This window comes from Bradyrhizobium sp. ISRA436 (genome assembly GCF_029910015.1).
Taxonomy (GTDB): Bacteria; Pseudomonadota; Alphaproteobacteria; order Rhizobiales; family Xanthobacteraceae; genus Bradyrhizobium.
The window spans coordinates 2,070,458-2,086,477 of record NZ_CP094519.1; the positions used below are offsets into that span (position 1 = coordinate 2,070,458).

Sequence of the window (16,020 nt, forward strand, 5' to 3'; positions counted from 1 at the left end):
GTGTATGACCGGAAAGATGCACCACATTCTCGGCGTCATCCCGGCCCTGAACCGGCGACAGCGTTCGTGCCGCGCGAACCCGCCATTTCCGAACCCCACATTGACGGCAGCGCCTCCGCCGGGCACAGCGGACCACGCGTTTCGGTGTCGTTCGCTTACACCGGCGCGCAGACGTGGATACCGCTGCACGCTTTTGCAGTGCAGCAATGATGAAAATCAAACCCTGCTAAAGGGGCAATGGCATTCGCCGAAGCTTCTCTGTAATGGTGCGGCCGGATGTCTCGGGGCCGGCGGTTCGTGCCCCGCAATTGCGCGGGAGGATAGATGCGTAAACTGATCTTGGCTGCGGTTTCGATCGCGGCACTGACTTTTGTGGGGCCGGCGTCGGCCCAATCGCCGATCATCATCAAGTTCAGCCACGTGGTCGCCTCGGACACGCCGAAGGGCAAGGCGGCGGAAAAGTTCAAGGAACTCGCCGAGAAGTACACCAACGGCAAGGTCAAGGTTGAGGTCTATCCGAACTCGACGCTCTACAAGGACAAGGAAGAACTCGAGGCGCTGCAGCTCGGCGCAGTCCAGATGCTGGCGCCGTCGAACTCGAAGTTCGGGCCGATCGGCATCAAGGAATTCGAGGTGTTCGATCTGCCCTACATCCTGCCCGACCTGAAAGCGCTGCGGAAAGTGACCGACGGCCCGCTCGGCGCCAAGCTGCTCAAGAAGCTGGATTCCAAGGGCATGACCGGCCTTGCTTACTGGGACAACGGCTTCAAGCAGATGAGCGCCAACAAGAAGCTCGTCGCGCCCGCCGACTACAAGGGGCTGAAGTTCCGCATCCAGTCGTCGAAGGTGCTGGAAGCCCAGTTCCGATCGCTCGGCGCGATCCCGCAGGTGATGGCGTTCTCGGACGTCTACCAGGCGCTGCAGACCGGCGTCGTGGACGGCCAGGAGAACACCTGGTCGAACATCTACACCCAGAAGATGCACGAGGTGCAGAAATACGCCACCGTCACCAACCACGGTTATATCGGCTACGTCGTGATCGTGAACAAGAAGTTCTGGGACGGCCTGCCGGCCGATATCCGGGACGAGCTGTCCAAGGCGATGAAGGAGGCGACCGAATTCGGCAACAGCCAGTCCGCCAAGGAAAACGACGATGCGCTTGAAGCGATCAAGAAGGCCGGAAAGACCGAGATCATCAGCCTGACGCCGGAGCAGAACGAGGCGATGCGCAAGGCGATGCTGCCGGTCTACAAGGAAGTCGCGTCGCGCGTCGGCCAGCCCTTGATCGACGAGTTCCTGAAGGAAACGGGCCGCGGCCCGATGAACTAAGGCGAATAGCCTAATAGCCGCCAGGAAGGCGGTGCGCCCCCTCTCCCGCTTGCGGGGGAGGGTTGGGGTGGGGGCTATCTCCGCGAGTCATTCCGTTGGAGAGAGCCCCCACCCGTATCGCATCTTCGATGCGATACGACCTCCCCCGCAAGCGGGAGAGGTGCAACGAGTTCGCGGATGGGCCTCTCAGTCGAGAACCCTCTCGCAAATCTAATGAGCGCCGCGGCTGGATCAGGCCGCGGCAACTGGGCGTGGCCGGTTGCCGTGTCCGGCCATGACTGGGGAGATCAATGCTGCTCAAAATTCTCGACAGGCTTGAGGAAATCATCATCGCGAGCCTGATGGGCGCCGCGACGGTGCTCACCTTCGTCACCGTCATGCACCGCTTCCTGGTGGACGTGCCGTTCCTCTATCCGTACCTGTTCGGCATCAATCTCGCCTGGTCGCAGGAACTCTGCATCTACATGTTCATCTGGATGGCGAAGTTCGGCGCCGCCTACGGCGTGCGCGCCGGTGTCCATGTAGGCGTCGACGTGCTGATCAATCGCCTCAACGATTACTGGCGCAAGCGCACCATCACCTTCGGCCTGCTCGGCGGTGCGCTGTTCACCGGCATCGTCGGCACGATGGGCGCCAAGTTCGTCATTGAGCTGATGCACACCGATCAGGTCTCGCCGGACATGGAGATTCCGAGCTGGATCGTCTACGCCTGCATCCCGCTCGGCTCCTACCTGATGTGCTTCCGCTTCCTGCAGGTGTGCTGGAACTACTGGTGGACCGACGACCTGCCGCACCATGACGCCTCCCATGTCGACGGTGTCGAGACCAGCAAAAACGCGCCGATCGCGCTTGGAGAAGCGTGATGAGCGCCGCACTGATCTTCGGACTGCTGTTTGCCCTGATGCTGACGGGCATGCCGATCTCGATTTCGCTCGGCCTGACCGTGCTCACCTTCCTGTTCACCATGACGGAGGTGCCGATCGAGAGCGTCGGCCTGAAGCTGTTTTCGGGCCTCGACAATTTCGGCATCATGGCGATCCCGTTCTTCATTCTTGCCGGCACCTTCCTGACCCGCGGCGGCGTCGCGCGGCGCATGATCGCGTTCACGACCTCGCTGGTCGGCCATCTGCCCGGCGGCCTCGGGCTCGCGGGCGTCGCTGCCTGCGCGATGTTTGCGGCGATTTCCGGCTCGAGCGTCGCCACCGTGGTCGCGATCGGCTCGATCATGATGCCGGCGATGGTCGATCACGGCTATCCGCGCCGCTTCGGCGTCGGCGTGATCTCGACCTCGGGCGCGCTCGGCATCCTGGTGCCGCCCTCGATCATCCTGGTGCTGTACGGCGTCTCCACCAACACCTCGATCGGCGCGCTGTTCATGGCGGGCATCGTGCCGGGCGTGCTGCTCGCGCTGATGCTGGCCGGCGTGACCTTCTTCGTCGCGCAGCGCAACGGCTATCCGAAGATGCCGCGCGCAACGATCGCCCAGCAGTTCAAGGCGTTCCGCGAGAGCATCTGGGGCCTGCTGTTGATCGTGCTTGTGCTCGGCGGCATCTATGGCGGCATCTTCACGCCGACCGAGGCGGCCGCGGTCGCCGCGACCTACGCCTTCTTCATCACGGTGTTCGTCTACAAGGAGCTCAAGCTCTCCGAGGTGCCGAAGGTGCTGCTGCAGGCGGCGAGCATGAGTTCGATGCTGCTCTACATCATCACCAACGCGGTGCTGTTCTCGTTCCTGATGACGCATGAGCAGATCCCGCAGGAGATGGCCGCCTGGATCATCGACAAGAATTTCTCGGTCTGGATGTTCCTTCTGGTCGTCAACGTCATCCTGCTGCTCGCCGGCAACGTGATGGATCCGTCGTCGATCCTCCTGATCATGGCGCCGATCCTGTACCCGCTGGCGACCAAGCTCGGCGTCAATCCGGTGCATCTCGGCATCCTGATGATCGTCAACACCGAGGTCGGATTGTGCCATCCGCCGGTCGGCCTCAATCTCTACATCGCGAGCAGTATCGCCAAGATGGGGATCAGCGAGATCACGGTCTCGGTGCTGCCATGGCTGTGCGCGATGCTGGTGTTCCTCGGTCTCATCACCTATGTGCCAGAGATCTCGCTGTGGCTGCCGCGATTGCTGGGAATGATCTAGCGCGGATCCGCAAGCCGGAAGGCCGCGTGAGCGCAGGGCGTCTCGCGGTCTTCCGAAAAGTTCGTGCTCGGACGGGAAACGAAAGCATGGATCAACGCGGCTCTTTATTTCTGGCGGGCAATGAAAGGGATTATATCTTGGTGAGAGAGGTCTCTCTGTCCAATCCGTAAGTTGAAGGCGGCGGCCGGGCGCCTCATCTTCAGGCAACCTTCAAAGGAGGTTCGCATGAAGAAAGTCCTGCTCGCCGGTGTCGCGGCACTCACGATTGCCGGTTCGACCGTGGTCTATGCCCAGCATCGTCCGTGGTTCCATGGTCAGATGCGGATGAGCCCCGAGGACCGCGCTGCCTTCCTCGACGCGCGCATCGCCGCCGTCCACGCCGGTCTGAAGCTCAACGCGGATCAGGAGAAGCTGTGGCCGCCGGTCGAGGCCGCGGTGCGCGATTTCGCCAAGATGCGGATCGATCGCGCCAATGCGCGGATGACCGCGGAGAAGAACGAGGCCGACAATGCGCAGAAGCCGGACGATCCCGTGGCGCGCCTACGCGAGCGCGCCGACAACATGGCGACGACCGCGACGTCGCTGAAGAAGATCGCCGATGCCGCCGATCCGCTCTACAAGATCCTCGACGACAACCAGAGGCGGCGGCTCACCATGCTCACCCATATGGAAGGGCACGGGTTCGGCGCCGAGGGGTGGCGCCGCCACCGCTTCGAGCGCGGCATGGACCGCTGGGAACACGGCGGCGGCCGCGGCTATGACCATGATCGTTACGACCACGACGACGGCCCGGACCAGGAGGGGTCGGGCCGTCTCTGAGCACCGGTTGCGGCGTCCGCGCAAAGCCAGGCAAAGGCCGCCGGAATCCGGCGGCTTTTGCCCGTCGGAGCAAATTGCCAAAAGTCGGGAAAACTCGCTTGAGCTTGCTGGACATCCCGGGCTCGCTTTGCTAAACGGCGGCTCTCTTGCGAGGGTCACTTCCGGACAAGTTCCGGGCGCATAGCTCAGTTGGTAGAGCAGCTGACTCTTAATCAGCGGGTCCCAGGTTCGAGCCCTGGTGCGCCCACCAATCCTTTCAAGGACTTACGCGGACGCACCGTTTGAGAAGGCCGGACTAAAACGGTTTTTCAAACGGTGTATGCTAAGCTACAGAAAAACATCTCTCGACAATGTGATTGAGGGCCTCGCAGGGGCGAGCCCGCTCGGCCTGCTCGGACGTTTGCTCCCGGTTCGACCTGGCCACTGCGCGAGAAGGTCGTCGACCAGTATTCACCGGTCCAGCGGATCCTGCTATCAGGGGTTTGAATCCCTCCCTCTCCGCCAGCAAGCCCGCGAAAACCCCGAAAATTCGAGTTTTATCGACGAGGAGGCAACAATCATCCTCTCGGCCGCCCGGGCGCCGATGAGCGCTGAGAACGCTGCAGCACGCCGCTGGGTGCCGTGGCTTTGCTGCTACTCGGGAGCGCGGGTGAACGAAATCACCCAACTACGGGCATCCGACGTCAAGCTGATCGACGGAATCCCGTGCATCCGCATCACACCGGAAGCCGGTACCGTGAAGACGAGTCGGGAACGGACCGTGCTGCTCCATCCCCATCTGCTCGAGCAGGGCTTCCTCGCGTTCGCCCGCAAGAAGAGAGGCAATGCGCCGTTGTTCTACTCGCTGGAGAGGCAGCGCAAGGTCGATCGGAAGAACCCGACCTACGCCTCGGTCGGCAACAAGTTGGCCGAGTGGGTCAGAGGTCTCGGCATCAAGGATTCGACGGTCGCCCCGAACCTCGGATGGAGACATAGGTTTAAGATGGTCGCCCGAACGGTCCGGATGGATCCCGAAGTGCGAGACGCGATCCAGGGCCACGCTCCCCGCACGGAAGGCGAGGACTATGGGGAAGTGCCGCCCGATGTGATGCTTTCGGAGATCCGGAAGCTGCCAAAATATGAAGTCGCGGCGGGTGAGCGTCGGGATGGGCGCCAGTGTGACCAGAGGAAGCGTGCGGAAGCGGTCGCGACGTCGTAGTGGTCGCGGAAGCCCGATTGACGTCGCGTTGCGTGACTGCGTTTCCGAACTCAAGAGCTTCCTCATCGAGGGTGCGCCGCCGGTTAGGGTAGGAATTCCCTTCAGAAGGGTTTCTTGCGCCTATCGCGGGTTGAGGCTGAATAGTGGTTTGGAATCCAACCATTCGGCCTCGAGCGACCGCCGGCGCGGTCGGAGTACCTGGCATTCCTATGCCGGACGCGGGTTCCGGCACTTCTTGGTGCGAATAGACCTCAAGGTAATCGCTTTCCCAATCAGGCGGAGATAGCCCGAGAATTCCAGTTCTCCGATTTTCGTCGAAGATTTCGGTCCCTCGTGAAGCGGGTTGAAGAACGAAAATCCGATACCTGTCTCCGGGGTGAACGTCAGCTTGCAGCGGTTGGCGATGATCGCTTCGTCCACGCTGGACCAGTAGTAGAGGAAGAGAGGCTCCAGCGTTTTCATCTTCGCGGCGAACTCGACCGTTTTCCTCCATGAGCCGGCGGTGGCCTGAGGCTGCGGCAGGGGCGGCGGATCCGTCAGGCGGTTCCTGAAATAGTGGACAAAGTCCTCGTGATCGAGGCGAAGTGAATTGGTCCTCTACTCAAAAGTGCGCTTGATGGTTATCGTGTCATCAAAGCTTCGCGTGCCGCTTTTGATCCAGCGACCGACCGTATCATCACTAACGCCAAACTTGCTGCCAAAGCGCTTGAGCGAGTTCTCGCCCAGCTCTTCGAACAAAAAGCCTATGTTCTGCCCAATGTTCTTCTCCTCGTCGGTCGGTTTCCTTTTCGTGTCATTCGCTTTCTTTCGTCGGTCTGAAGCCATCGACTGTCCCTTGATTTCATGAGCCTCGGCCGGGAGCGGCCCTTTAGGTTTGCCCATTCGGCGAGGCGTTGGAATAACCTTCTAGGCTAAGGGAAGTCGCGGACCGGGATTGCCCAACCGCGACTTAGTCCCGCGCGCGCCGCAGCGCTGCCTGAAGCCGCTCTCGTTCCTTTTCCCAGCGGTCGTCCTCGGCCCGAGACCGCTTCTCGATAGCTTCGGCTTCGGCCTGAAGGTCCGCCGCCCTCTTCGCATGCTCGCGCTCGGCCTTGTCCAGCGCCGCCTGCGCCTTCGCCGTCGCCTTCTCGCGTCGCTCGCGCTCCCTTTGTCGGGCGGCCTCCTCGCGCCGGCGCTCGGCCTCGCCGAGCCTCTGCTCCTTCTCGAAATCGGCGGCGGCCTTCTTGGCGTCTCGCTCGCTGATCGCGGGAGCGGAGCGCTTCGGCGGCTTCGATTGCTCCTTCCTGCGCCGCGCCCCCCTTCCTTCCGTCCCAAGGTCGGACGGCAGATCGGAGTGCTCCGAGAACCGTCCGCTTGAACCAGCCGGCCGCTTGAGCACCACGCCCGGCTTCGACATCGTCGCAGCGACGACGTCCCGATCGTCCGTCTCCTTGGCCATGCCCCCCACTAGCGCCGGCGCGCGACCCACATGCCGAGTACGAAGGCGATGAATAGCGACTGCAAGGGCGCCTTTACCGTCACCTTGCGCAGCCGCTCGGCCCAGCGCAGCGCGACGTCCTGAGAAGGCTCCTGGAGCGGTCGCCGGCGCGCTGCGGATCTCGGCTCGCTGCCGTCCTGCTCGTTGACGAGCCCGGAGGCTTCCGTCATTGCCGATGCTTCATTCATGTCCATGCGGCTCTCCTTCGCGTCAGGCGGACTTCCGCTGCCGCCCTGCAGGCTTCTTCGCGGCCGCCTCGTTCGCCTGCTTCTTGCCCGATCGGCATCAGCATCTCCTTCTGCCCGGCCGCCTTCTTCGCCTTCTTGGCCGGCTTCTTCGGAGCCTTGGTCCCGCCGAGGCGCCGCCGACGCTCCGCCGCAGCGCCTCCATCAGATCTACGACGTTTTCGCCGCGCGGCCGCTCCTTCGGAGTGATCGGCTTCCTCGAGCTCTTCCTTGCTGACCTCGATGAACGTGTCCTATCGAGGGCAAAGCCCTTGACGATGTCCTCGTTCGGCACCTCGTCACCGGTATCCGCATCGACCTTCACGTACTTGATCCGATGCCCGGTCTGCTTGTTGAGCTGGTTGAACGAGACCTTCTCGCTCTCGGATGTTGCCGGATAGAGCGCGACCGGACACGTGACGAGGGACAGCCTCAGGAAGCCTTTCCAATTCGCGCGAGGGGCCATGAGTACGCAGAACTCCGATTGCAGGCGCCGGATTCAAGACGAACGGCAGGGCATGGTTCCGACAGCGCAGAGGATCCCCAAGCGGATATTTATCGCATCTGGTATCGACTCTCGTGTTCTTGTTATGTTCTATAGAGTCATGACGGACCGACCCGCGAGCTGGCGCATGCCGACACCCAAGCAGATGGAAAAGATGGCCGCTCTCGTCGGCAGAAACGCGCCGCCGAAGCCCGGGTTGGCTCCGGACGCGGATCTGCCGGCGGAATACTGGCAGGCGCTCCTGGACGACCCGCGCGCCGAGGCTAGGACCGGCCTCTCCGGAGCGGCGCTGCGGTTGGACAAAATTCCTAAGCATCTGCTCAGGATAGGCTGCCGGCGCTGCGGCAGGATCGTAGAGATCCAGAAGGTCGACGCCGTCCGTCTCTACGGTCCGAGCTCGATCTGGCGGGATGTCGGCCAACGCCTGCTGGACAACACTTGCGCGTTCCGCACGGGGCGACATGAGCAGGACGGCTGCTGGCCTGCGTTCGAGTAGTCGCTGGCGCGGCCGGGATGCTGCCATGGCACCGAAACACCACCCGACTCCTCTCAGCGGCGGCGACCGCAAGGCGCTTGCCAAGGAGCTCGGCCGGGCACACGCGATGACGACAATCCTCGCGGCGCAGTTCGCCGAGGCACGGGCCAAGGGCGAGGCTGATCCGGACGGCGGACAAGCTGCTATGCGAAAGCTGGAACGAGCGCATGTGGGCCGACGGCCAGCCGATCGATCCGTCCCCGGCGATCGATCAGGCCTTGAACGGCGGCTACCCGTGGCTCGAGATCGAGTGCTCGCGCTGCAAGACCAAGCGGGATGTCGACCTGGCCGCGCTGTGCCATCCGCCGACCACCTTCGTCCACGACCTGGCGAGCCGGCTCCGCTGCAGCAAGTGCGCCAAGGCCAATCGCCGCCCGGCGGCCACGCTGCCACAATTGACGCAGCGCCCTCGCCAGGCCGCTCCGGAGACCTGACGATGTGCAACCTGTACTCCATGACGAAGAACGTCGACGCGATCTGCCGTCTCTTTGAGGCGCTAAACAGCAAGGTCGGCAACCTGCCCTCGATGCCGGGCATCTTTCCGGACTATCCTGCGCCGGTCGTGCGCAACGCCGCCGACGGGCGCGAGATCGCGATGGCGGGTGGGGTATGCCGAGCTCGCAGCGGGCGCTCATGGACGCGACCAGGAAGCGCGCCGAAAAACTGCAGGCCAAGGGCAACACCGTCGACTTCAAGGAGCTGCTCCGCATGGAGCCTGACTCCGGAACGACCAACATCCGCAACGTGAACAGCGCGCACTGGAAGCGGTGGCTGGGTCCGGAGCATCGCTGCCTGGTGCCGTTCACCTCGTTCAGCGAGTACGATACCATCGACGGCAAGAAGATACCGGTCTGGTTCGCTTCTGACGAAAGCCGGCCGTTACTGGCCTTCGCGGGCCTCTGGACCAGCTGGACGTCGGTCCGCAAGGCGAAGGAAGGCGAGGTCACCGCCGACATCTTCGCCTTTCTCGCGGCGGAGCCCAACGCCGAGGTGAAGCGCGTGCATCCGAAGGCGATGCCGGTGATCCTGACGACGACGGAGGAGCACGAAGTCTGGATGCGCGCGCCGTGGGACGAAGCCAAGACGCTGCAGCGGCCGCTCCCGGACGGCGCACTGAAGATAGTCGCGACCGGCGAGAAGGAAGACCCGGGCGGGGAGTCCTAGCCGTCCGACACGCGTTGCACCGCGATCGCCATCCGCCCGTGAAAAGGGGAGCCGGGAGTACGCCCACGCCGACCGCAACGGTTTTCGTTGTGCTCGCTGACGTTGCGTCGTTATATTCGGCGTCAAAAAGAGCGAACTGGGGAGCGGGGGGATTCTTGGCTGTACAGCACATTCATACCTTTCTGGTGCATCCGGGAAAGGCGACGGGAAAAGCGAAGATAGTAGGCACGACGGTAGCCTTGACCGGCAGCATGTTCGACCTCCTCAATGGGATCTATGCCAAGTCGGACACCGAGTGCGACGTTGACATCACCTTCAGCCCGACCGCCGACGGCAAGCAGCAGAACGATTGTAGGGATCTGGTCGTTGCGTATCTGAGCAAGCCGGATTTGCCGAAGGGACGGAAGATCGCAGACCGGCTCGCCGAGCACAGCGACGGCCGTTCGGGCCTCGGCCTGCTGTTCCTGATCGCGGGCAAGGAGGGGCGCGATCACAAGATTGTCCTGTCCCGTTTCCCGACGGACAGCGCGATCTACGTCGACGAGACGCCGGGCACGCTGTCCGTCCAATTCCTCGAACGCGTCTTCATGAAGAGCAAGACCTCCTACAAGGCCGTGCTCTACAAGCACTCGTCGCTGCAGGGCGGCTTCTGGTCCGGACGCGCGATCGACAAGCAACTCAACACGCTGTCGGGCGAACCGTCGAACTACTGGATCAACGATTTTCTGCTGTCCGACTTCACCACCACACCGGCCGCCGGCACGCGGCGCCTCGCGGTCGCGCTCCGGGACGCGGCGAAGAAGGCGCCTCTCGATATCAAACAGGAGTTGACCGCCGCCGGGACGCTCGCGAGCGGTCTGGCCGGACAACGGCTGAATATCGACGATTTCGCGAACCGCCTGGGACTCTCGGAAGCAGCCAAGAGCGCGATCAAGAACGAGCTCAGGTCCTCCGCCGCCGCGCAGGAAGTCTTTCAGTTCGACGTCGGCACCTACAGGAGCCTCGTCGCCTTCAAATCGGTCGAACTCAGCAACGGCGCGCTACTAACCGCCGATACCGACAAGTTCGACAAGGTCTTCGAGCAGGAGCCCGTCGAAGGCTCGAAGGACGAAATCAAGTTCGTGACGCGGGGCCAAGTGATCGATGAAAAGCTCAAGACAGCGCGGTGACGCGCTCAAGAAGCAATACGGCGACCGTTACGAAAACGCGCTGAAGCCCGCGGCGATCGCGTTGCGCGAACATCTGGCCGACCTTCTCAAAGAGGAGCCGAGGATCGATCGCGTTACGGCGCGCGCGAAGGATCCGGCAAGCTTCCTCAAGAAAGCTGCCGCGAAGACGGAAGGCAAGCGCAAATACTCCGAGCCGCTCTCTCAGATCCAGGATCAAATCGGCGCCCGAATCATCACGTTCTTCCGGGCCGACGTGGAACGGCTGGACGGCATCATCAAAAGCTACTTCAAGACCATCGAATTCCGCGATCGGATTCCGGAATCCGAATGGGAGTTCGGCTACTTCGGCAGACACTACGTTCTGGTGCTGCCGAGTGACGTCAAAGGCGACTCCATCGACAAATCGAAGCTGCCCGACTTCTTCGAACTCCAGATCAAGACGCTCTTTCAGCACGCCTGGTCCGAAGCGGAACACGATCTCGGCTATAAGCCCGGATCCACGCCCCTTAGCGCGGACGAAAAGCGCAAGCTTGCCTATACGTCTGCGCAGGCTTGGGGGGCGGATCAAATGTTCGACGAACTCTTCCGAGCTCGAGGAGCGCCAAAAGACTAAAGTGGAGCCGGCGGCCCAGGATTCATCTGAGCAGACGCAGCGCGCCAGGATCTTCCGTGGAACCGAATGTCGCCAATCGAGATCTAATATTGAGGAACGCGATGCGTCCGACAATCGAAAGGCCCGTCTGAGCCAGAGCCCTTGATGTTGGCGTTGTAGTATTGCCCCATCGACGGCGCCGCCAAAAAGGCAGCAAAGGTCGCTGCGGGCATCTCGCAATAGGGGTAGTAGACCGATTTCAGTTGAACGACCATGAACTGCTGAGATTTGTCATAGCAGGCTCGGCTGATAAAACTGCTCCGCGAGACGTCGGTGCAGGCGAAGCGCGCAAGATCCAGCTTACCGTAGTATTTCACGTCGATGGTCTCCGCCGCCGCCCAGGTGGCGCCGGCGAGAGAAGCTGCGATAGGACGGCAAACCGAAACATGTAGAATGTCTCCCTACGTCAGACCCGCGTTTGACCTCAGGGATGTTTTTCGGTTTTCGAAGCGCGATCTTCGGCGGCGATTGCTTCCTTCTCGCACATGTACGCGCCGCGCTTCGTCGTGCCGTAACTCCTCGTTCCCGCGAAGTGATAGACCTTCGACGGTAGGTTAACCCAGACGACGGTGTCGGTCGGGCAGCGGGCTTTTGCGGAAGCTTCATCTGCAAACTGCCCGGCCTCCAGCGTTGCCTGGTCTTTCGGCGCGGACGTTTGCGGTGCCGGAGCCGGCATAGGCGCCGCAGTCGTCGTCGTCGAGGCCGGCTTTTGTGGCGCTGGGGCTGGCGCGGCTTGCGTCGCGGTTGGTGCGGGCCGACCCGGTGGGGGCGCAGCAGGTGCCGGCTTGGGTTGGGGAGCAGCCGCACTCGGCGTAGTGCCGCCGGCCTTGCACTGCTCGACATAGGCCTTTTCGGTGACGCCGCGGGCTTGCATGCCCGCCTTGTCAGCTCGCCATTCGGCGATGCACTCCTTGGCGGTCTTCTGGGAAGACAAGGTACTTGTCGACGGTGACGGTGCCGCAGCGGGCGGAGGCGTCGCGGCGCTCGGCCTCGGCGGAGGGGCGGAGGTCGCTGGCGCCGCACCTACCCTGCACTGTTCAACGTACGCTTTTTCGGTCACACCCCGGGCTTGCATGCCGGCCTTATCAGCGCGCCACTCGGTGGTGCACTCTTTTGCGGTTTTTGATCCGGTGGCTGTCGCCGCCGCCGGCGGCGCCTCTGCTGGCTTAGCTACCGGCGCGGCGGCGGTTGGCTCCGCCCCAGCCCTGCATTGTTCAACGTAGGGTTTTTCGGTCACGCCCCGAGCTTGCATGCCGGCCTTGTCGGCGCGCCACTCCGCCGTGCATTCCTTCGCAGTCTTTGCGAAGGCCGGAGCCGCCGAGATGCTGCATACAACCGCAGCAGCGATGAGACCATTACCGATCTTCATGTTCGTTCTCCTGGTTCCGTGGCCTGCTAATCCGCCAAAGTGGTCAATTCGTCTCGTTGGGCAGTGATCGCGTGTACGCCGCGACTGAACCGCGGACGTCCGGTTGTAAAAAAGCCGCTGCAGGTGGTCTTGGCGTCGCAGCGATCGCATTCTTCCACGAAGCCGTTTTTCCAGTCCGAGATCGACTGGAGCGCGTGCGGCCAAACAGACTTTGGAAGAACACACTTGGGAAGGTTGTACACCGACACGTTGACGCCAGCGGCGCTCAAGTGATCGACGGCCCTCGCGAGTCCGTCGCCATAGTCCACCGGATCCATCCAGAGCATGGCATCGTTTGCAATTGCAAAGCCGGTGTTTTCGAGGCCCATCAACGCGACGTGGTCGACGAACGGCAGATTGCGGGCAAGCCACCGACCCGTGTCCTCGATGATCAGCGCGGTCAATGCATGCAGGACGACGCGGATTTCGACCCGTTGTCCCCGGTCCTTGAGCTTCAGAATACCCAGGATCGTCTCGTCGAACGCACCCTTGGCCTGCACCACGTGATCGTGGACATGATCGACCGAGGCATAGACCGGAATGGCAGCCATCAGGTTCGGGTGGCCGATATCCTTCCAAGCGTCGACAATCCGCGAGTCCGAGAATGCGCGGCCATTCGTGAGCACCTGGATGGCGGTCGCTGGCAGCCGGTCGCGACACTCCTTCAGGACGGCGATGAAATCTTCCCAATCGGACAAGGTCTCTCCGCCGGTAAACGTCAGCGCACGGGTCGCCCGATCAATGAGAGGCAGGCTTTCCTTGATTTCGCCGAGGATCCAGCGGTCATCGACATCTTTCGGTGGTTGCGAGCACATCAGGCAGTAGTTGTTGCACCGTTCCGTGACCAGAAACGAGTTGTGCACCGAGTTTCGGCGATACAGCGTCCGGAATTTCCTCGATGCATGATCGAAACCGATGACATCGCCGTCCGATAGATAGTCATACTTCGGGGGAACGGCGACGAGCCGTCCTGTGAACGTACCGGGTAGATCGATTGCGCCGTCGGAGACAACAAGGATGGACGGCCAATCGGCTTCTATCGCGCGCCGGATCTCGCCTGGCGTTCTGGCGAGCGCGAAATCAGCCATGTGACGTTCGGCGGTACTGTCGACCGACCGGAGCCTGAGGACCGATCGGGCCTTGTCCGAGGAAAATCCAGCGCTCTGCGAGGCCGTGCCATAGAGAGGAAGTGTCATGGGGCGGCCCATCGTCGCAAGATGGCAGCATCTTCCGGAGAGTTCTCCAGAATGTCCAGCAGCAGGCCCATGATGCCTTTCTGGCGAGCGCAAAATGCCGACAGAGGCTTGATTCCCAAGGCGTCACCCTGCGTCGCGTGATGATAGACCGGGTCTGCGCCGCAGTGGCTCTCATACACACAGGTCGAGCATTCGGGAGCGCACTGCGTCAGCGACGACGAAATCGCGCCGATCAGCGTGTCCGACAGGATGAGCGAATTGTAGCTGTCGTGTTCAACGTGACCGAGCCGGAAAGCGTCGTCGCCGGTCTCGGCCAGCATCCTGCCTTCGTCCGACGCGAAAACATTGCCGTCATAGTTGTAGACCAGTGCGCCAAGGCCTGCGCCGGCTGGGCTGCGCAAATCAACGTAGCCAATGGCGCGATCCGAGAGCATCCGTGTGAGAAGGAGCGCCGCATAGAACTCCCGGAACGGGGTGCCCTGTCTGTTGATCTCCAGAACCCGGCGCAACCCGCGCTCATAAAAGGCAAGCCACTTCTGTGCGTCGTACTTGGCGAACTGCTTCGTTTTGATCGCAAATCCGAAGGGCGAAAGCGGGCGCAGGAAGATGCCATCCAGCCCCAATTGCAGATATTCGTCGATGATCTCATCGACGCGATCGAGGCTCGCCTCCGTAGTGGTCATCAAGGCCCCGACTCCGTCGGGACCTAGAAACTCCCTGGCTCGCCGGATTCCTGCGACAGCTAGTTCATGACTGTTTGCGCCGGGTCGCGGACGGTTCTTGTTGTGCAGGTCGGCGGGACCATCGAGGGACGTCGACAGCAGCACGTTGTTCGTCTTGCAAAAGTCAAGAACGGCATCGTCCAACAAGGCCAAGTTTGAGGCGATGACGAAGTCGAGCTTCTTGCCGGACCGAGCTTTCGCAGCGGCAACAATCGTCCTGATCAGCGGAAAATTGAGAAGCGGCTCCCCGCCCTGAAACTCAATCTTGATCCGTGCCGATGGGCTGGCGAAGGCAATGTCCAGGGCGCGCATCGCCGTTTCTTCGCTCATATCGAAGCGCGAGCGATCAGTGCTTTGGCGCGAAACCTGGCAATAGGGGCAAGAATGCTCGCAACGGAGCGTTACGACAAAAATATGCAGCGGGGTCACCTGCTGCAGGAACGACATCCGGCTTCTCAGCCGAGCCGCCAAAAGCTGCCGCTGCGCCTTCTGGTTCGTCCCTGTGACCAGATGAGCCGCATAGGCCTTTTCGTAGAGGCCGTCGCCGGGCCGAACCTGAAGGTCGACCAGCCTGTTCAGTTCGTCTTCAGTCAGGCGGATGAAATCGCCAACCATGTTGGCGACGAGGTACCGGTTCGCGCCGGCGCGCTCAAAATTGAATGGCAACAACGAGAGATCTTCGGTTGCCGCGCTGAAGGTTTCAGGAGGTAAGAACCGCGCCATGGTCCTCCGTCGGGACTCTATTGGGCATCATTTTGGTTAGCGGCCAAGGCCCCGAAGGCAAGTGCGAGGATGACGTTGCGAACGCCTTCTGTTCTTTCAGCGACGCGAGCCCGCAAGTTTTCGTCGGCGACAAGATTCAGAAACCGCTCCTTCAGTTCGTCCGAACTGAGCGCGGCTCCCTTTGGCGTACTTGCAGAGGCAACCAGGCGGCAAACATAGCGGTCGCCCGTCCGGTCAACCTGGCAGGTCGCCGTTCCGATCAGACGATAAGCTGCCGCATCCAAAGCGCTGAGGCTTTGGATGCTTGAATCGAAATCAACAGCTACCTCGACCGGGGACGCCGCAGGAAGCTTAGCGGCTGGAGGCATGGGACGCATGAGAAGCATGCGACGCGTGGGAGGCATGCTGGGCGACGATGGTGCCATCGGCCTGCTTCGTCATGACGAAGCCGAGAAGGTCCTCACCCACCTGATAATGGGCGTTTGCCTGAAGGTTGGTGACAGCGTTTTCGGCCGCTACCGCGGTTGTGTCGTTGGCAACTACTGCCTTGGCCTCTGCGCCCTGAACCGACATTCCGGTGAGCGATGCGAGCGCAGCGCCAAGCGAAAGCACAACTTTTGATTTCTTAGTCATATAGCCCCCCATTACCTAATTTTGCTCAATGAATATGCACTCTTACAACTTCCAAGGGCGAAAAGTCCATAGTTCTATTGGTTGAGAGCGTTGGGTCCCGGACCGGCGCCCCGCTGCGCG

At 61.9% G+C, this 16,020-nt stretch carries 18 protein-coding genes, 1 tRNA gene and 3 pseudogenes; 11 read left to right on the forward strand and 11 right to left on the reverse strand.

The genetic code is table 11. From position 1 onward, the window contains the following. Positions 1-324: 324 nt before the first annotated feature. The 6 genes from MTX23_RS09775 (at position 325) to MTX23_RS09800 (ending at position 5,492) form a co-directional block, all read left to right on the forward strand. Positions 325-1,329, forward strand: a complete 1,005-nt coding sequence (locus tag MTX23_RS09775) for a TRAP transporter substrate-binding protein (protein ID WP_280976422.1) — start codon at positions 325-327, stop codon at positions 1,327-1,329. A 290-nt stretch (positions 1,330-1,619) separates the two neighbouring features. Further along, positions 1,620-2,192, forward strand: coding sequence for a TRAP transporter small permease (locus MTX23_RS09780; protein WP_280976423.1), 573 nt, complete (start codon positions 1,620-1,622; stop codon positions 2,190-2,192). Beyond that, complete coding sequence (locus MTX23_RS09785) at positions 2,192-3,475, forward strand: TRAP transporter large permease subunit (protein WP_280976424.1); 1,284 nt, start codon at positions 2,192-2,194, stop codon at positions 3,473-3,475. Before MTX23_RS09780 ends, MTX23_RS09785 begins: the two co-directional genes overlap by 1 nt. Positions 3,476-3,700: 225 nt before the next feature. After that, positions 3,701-4,294, forward strand: a complete 594-nt coding sequence (locus MTX23_RS09790; RefSeq protein ID WP_280976425.1) for a Spy/CpxP family protein refolding chaperone — start codon at positions 3,701-3,703, stop codon at positions 4,292-4,294. Between the two features lie 174 nt (positions 4,295-4,468). Continuing rightward, positions 4,469-4,544, forward strand: a tRNA-Lys gene (locus MTX23_RS09795). Between the two features lie 333 nt (positions 4,545-4,877). Further along, positions 4,878-5,492, forward strand: a complete 615-nt coding sequence (locus tag MTX23_RS09800; RefSeq protein WP_280976426.1) for a hypothetical protein — start codon at positions 4,878-4,880, stop codon at positions 5,490-5,492. Positions 5,493-5,699: 207 nt separating this feature from the next. Here the strand turns inward: MTX23_RS09800 and MTX23_RS09805 are convergent, their stop codons facing one another. The 5 genes and pseudogenes from MTX23_RS09805 to MTX23_RS09825 all read right to left on the reverse strand — a co-directional run bounded on the left by MTX23_RS09805 (position 5,700) and on the right by MTX23_RS09825 (position 7,659). Continuing rightward, on the reverse strand, positions 5,700-5,954 hold the full coding sequence (locus tag MTX23_RS09805; RefSeq protein ID WP_280976427.1) for a hypothetical protein: 255 nt from the start codon (positions 5,952-5,954) through the stop codon (positions 5,700-5,702). 135 nt (positions 5,955-6,089) lie between these two features. Further along, the gene (locus MTX23_RS09810; RefSeq protein WP_280976428.1) at positions 6,090-6,374 is read right to left on the reverse strand and encodes a hypothetical protein; all 285 of its coding nucleotides are present in this window, start codon (positions 6,372-6,374) and stop codon (positions 6,090-6,092) included. A 67-nt stretch (positions 6,375-6,441) separates the two neighbouring features. Next, the gene (locus MTX23_RS09815; protein ID WP_280976429.1) at positions 6,442-6,930 is read right to left on the reverse strand and encodes a cell envelope biogenesis protein TolA; all 489 of its coding nucleotides are present in this window, start codon (positions 6,928-6,930) and stop codon (positions 6,442-6,444) included. Positions 6,931-6,938: 8 nt separating this feature from the next. Beyond that, positions 6,939-7,163, reverse strand: a complete 225-nt coding sequence (locus tag MTX23_RS09820; RefSeq protein ID WP_280976430.1) for a hypothetical protein — start codon at positions 7,161-7,163, stop codon at positions 6,939-6,941. 16 nt (positions 7,164-7,179) lie between these two features. After that, positions 7,180-7,659, reverse strand: a pseudogene (locus tag MTX23_RS09825) (Ku protein). Between the two features lie 139 nt (positions 7,660-7,798). On the opposite strand from MTX23_RS09825, the gene MTX23_RS09830 reads away from it, so the two are divergent. The 5 genes and pseudogenes from MTX23_RS09830 to MTX23_RS09850 all read left to right on the forward strand — a co-directional run bounded on the left by MTX23_RS09830 (position 7,799) and on the right by MTX23_RS09850 (position 11,179). After that, entirely contained in the window at positions 7,799-8,194 is a 396-nt protein-coding gene (locus MTX23_RS09830) for a hypothetical protein (RefSeq protein ID WP_280978029.1), read from the forward strand. A gap of 25 nt (positions 8,195-8,219) precedes the next feature. Then, positions 8,220-8,667 (forward strand): annotated as a pseudogene (locus MTX23_RS09835) (hypothetical protein). Positions 8,668-8,669: 2 nt separating this feature from the next. Further along, positions 8,670-9,397 (forward strand): annotated as a pseudogene (locus MTX23_RS09840) (SOS response-associated peptidase family protein). Positions 9,398-9,552: 155 nt separating this feature from the next. Continuing rightward, positions 9,553-10,566, forward strand: coding sequence for a hypothetical protein (locus MTX23_RS09845; protein WP_280976431.1), 1,014 nt, complete (start codon positions 9,553-9,555; stop codon positions 10,564-10,566). Between the two features lie 61 nt (positions 10,567-10,627). Then, positions 10,628-11,179, forward strand: coding sequence for a hypothetical protein (locus MTX23_RS09850; RefSeq protein ID WP_280976432.1), 552 nt, complete (start codon positions 10,628-10,630; stop codon positions 11,177-11,179). Between the two features lie 83 nt (positions 11,180-11,262). On the opposite strand, the gene MTX23_RS09855 is transcribed toward MTX23_RS09850, so the two are convergent. From MTX23_RS09855 to hxsA2, 6 genes are all read right to left on the reverse strand, one after another. Further along, the gene (locus tag MTX23_RS09855) at positions 11,263-11,535 is read right to left on the reverse strand and encodes a KTSC domain-containing protein (protein WP_280976433.1); all 273 of its coding nucleotides are present in this window, start codon (positions 11,533-11,535) and stop codon (positions 11,263-11,265) included. 107 nt (positions 11,536-11,642) lie between these two features. Continuing rightward, positions 11,643-12,587 (reverse strand): hypothetical protein, encoded by a 945-nt coding sequence (locus MTX23_RS09860; protein WP_280976434.1) that lies wholly within the window; start codon positions 12,585-12,587, stop codon positions 11,643-11,645. Positions 12,588-12,613: 26 nt separating this feature from the next. Next, positions 12,614-13,714 (reverse strand): His-Xaa-Ser system radical SAM maturase HxsC, encoded by a 1,101-nt coding sequence (hxsC, locus tag MTX23_RS09865; RefSeq protein WP_280976435.1) that lies wholly within the window; start codon positions 13,712-13,714, stop codon positions 12,614-12,616. A gap of 104 nt (positions 13,715-13,818) precedes the next feature. Further along, positions 13,819-15,267: a His-Xaa-Ser system radical SAM maturase HxsB gene (hxsB, locus tag MTX23_RS09870; protein ID WP_280976436.1), complete on the reverse strand. Its 1,449-nt coding sequence runs from the start codon at positions 15,265-15,267 to the stop codon at positions 13,819-13,821. 17 nt (positions 15,268-15,284) lie between these two features. Beyond that, positions 15,285-15,635: a hypothetical protein gene (locus tag MTX23_RS09875; protein ID WP_280976437.1), complete on the reverse strand. Its 351-nt coding sequence runs from the start codon at positions 15,633-15,635 to the stop codon at positions 15,285-15,287. Continuing rightward, complete coding sequence (gene hxsA2, locus MTX23_RS09880) at positions 15,619-15,900, reverse strand: His-Xaa-Ser repeat protein HxsA2 (protein WP_280976438.1); 282 nt, start codon at positions 15,898-15,900, stop codon at positions 15,619-15,621. The genes MTX23_RS09875 and hxsA2 overlap by 17 nt, the downstream gene beginning before the upstream one ends. Positions 15,901-16,020: the final 120 nt, after the last annotated feature.

Excerpts from the sequence above, each read along its gene's own strand:
- hxsC (WP_280976435.1), bottom strand. The coding sequence starts at position 13,714 with ATGGCTGATTTCGCGCTCGCCAGAACGCCAGGCGAGATCCGGCGCGCG.
- hxsA2 (WP_280976438.1), bottom strand. The coding sequence starts at position 15,900 with ATGACTAAGAAATCAAAAGTTGTGCTTTCGCTTGGCGCTGCGCTCGCA.
- MTX23_RS09860 (WP_280976434.1), bottom strand. The coding sequence starts at position 12,587 with ATGAAGATCGGTAATGGTCTCATCGCTGCTGCGGTTGTATGCAGCATC.
- MTX23_RS09875 (WP_280976437.1), bottom strand. The coding sequence starts at position 15,635 with ATGCCTCCAGCCGCTAAGCTTCCTGCGGCGTCCCCGGTCGAGGTAGCT.
- MTX23_RS09785 (WP_280976424.1), top strand. The coding sequence starts at position 2,192 with ATGAGCGCCGCACTGATCTTCGGACTGCTGTTTGCCCTGATGCTGACG.
- hxsB (WP_280976436.1), bottom strand. The coding sequence starts at position 15,267 with ATGGCGCGGTTCTTACCTCCTGAAACCTTCAGCGCGGCAACCGAAGAT.
- MTX23_RS09810 (WP_280976428.1), bottom strand. The coding sequence starts at position 6,374 with ATGGGCAAACCTAAAGGGCCGCTCCCGGCCGAGGCTCATGAAATCAAG.
- MTX23_RS09780 (WP_280976423.1), top strand. The coding sequence starts at position 1,620 with ATGCTGCTCAAAATTCTCGACAGGCTTGAGGAAATCATCATCGCGAGC.
- MTX23_RS09805 (WP_280976427.1), bottom strand. The coding sequence starts at position 5,954 with ATGAAAACGCTGGAGCCTCTCTTCCTCTACTACTGGTCCAGCGTGGAC.
- MTX23_RS09815 (WP_280976429.1), bottom strand. The coding sequence starts at position 6,930 with ATGGCCAAGGAGACGGACGATCGGGACGTCGTCGCTGCGACGATGTCG.
- MTX23_RS09800 (WP_280976426.1), top strand. The coding sequence starts at position 4,878 with ATGAGCGCTGAGAACGCTGCAGCACGCCGCTGGGTGCCGTGGCTTTGC.
- MTX23_RS09830 (WP_280978029.1), top strand. The coding sequence starts at position 7,799 with ATGACGGACCGACCCGCGAGCTGGCGCATGCCGACACCCAAGCAGATG.
- MTX23_RS09775 (WP_280976422.1), top strand. The coding sequence starts at position 325 with ATGCGTAAACTGATCTTGGCTGCGGTTTCGATCGCGGCACTGACTTTT.
- MTX23_RS09790 (WP_280976425.1), top strand. The coding sequence starts at position 3,701 with ATGAAGAAAGTCCTGCTCGCCGGTGTCGCGGCACTCACGATTGCCGGT.
- MTX23_RS09820 (WP_280976430.1), bottom strand. The coding sequence starts at position 7,163 with ATGGACATGAATGAAGCATCGGCAATGACGGAAGCCTCCGGGCTCGTC.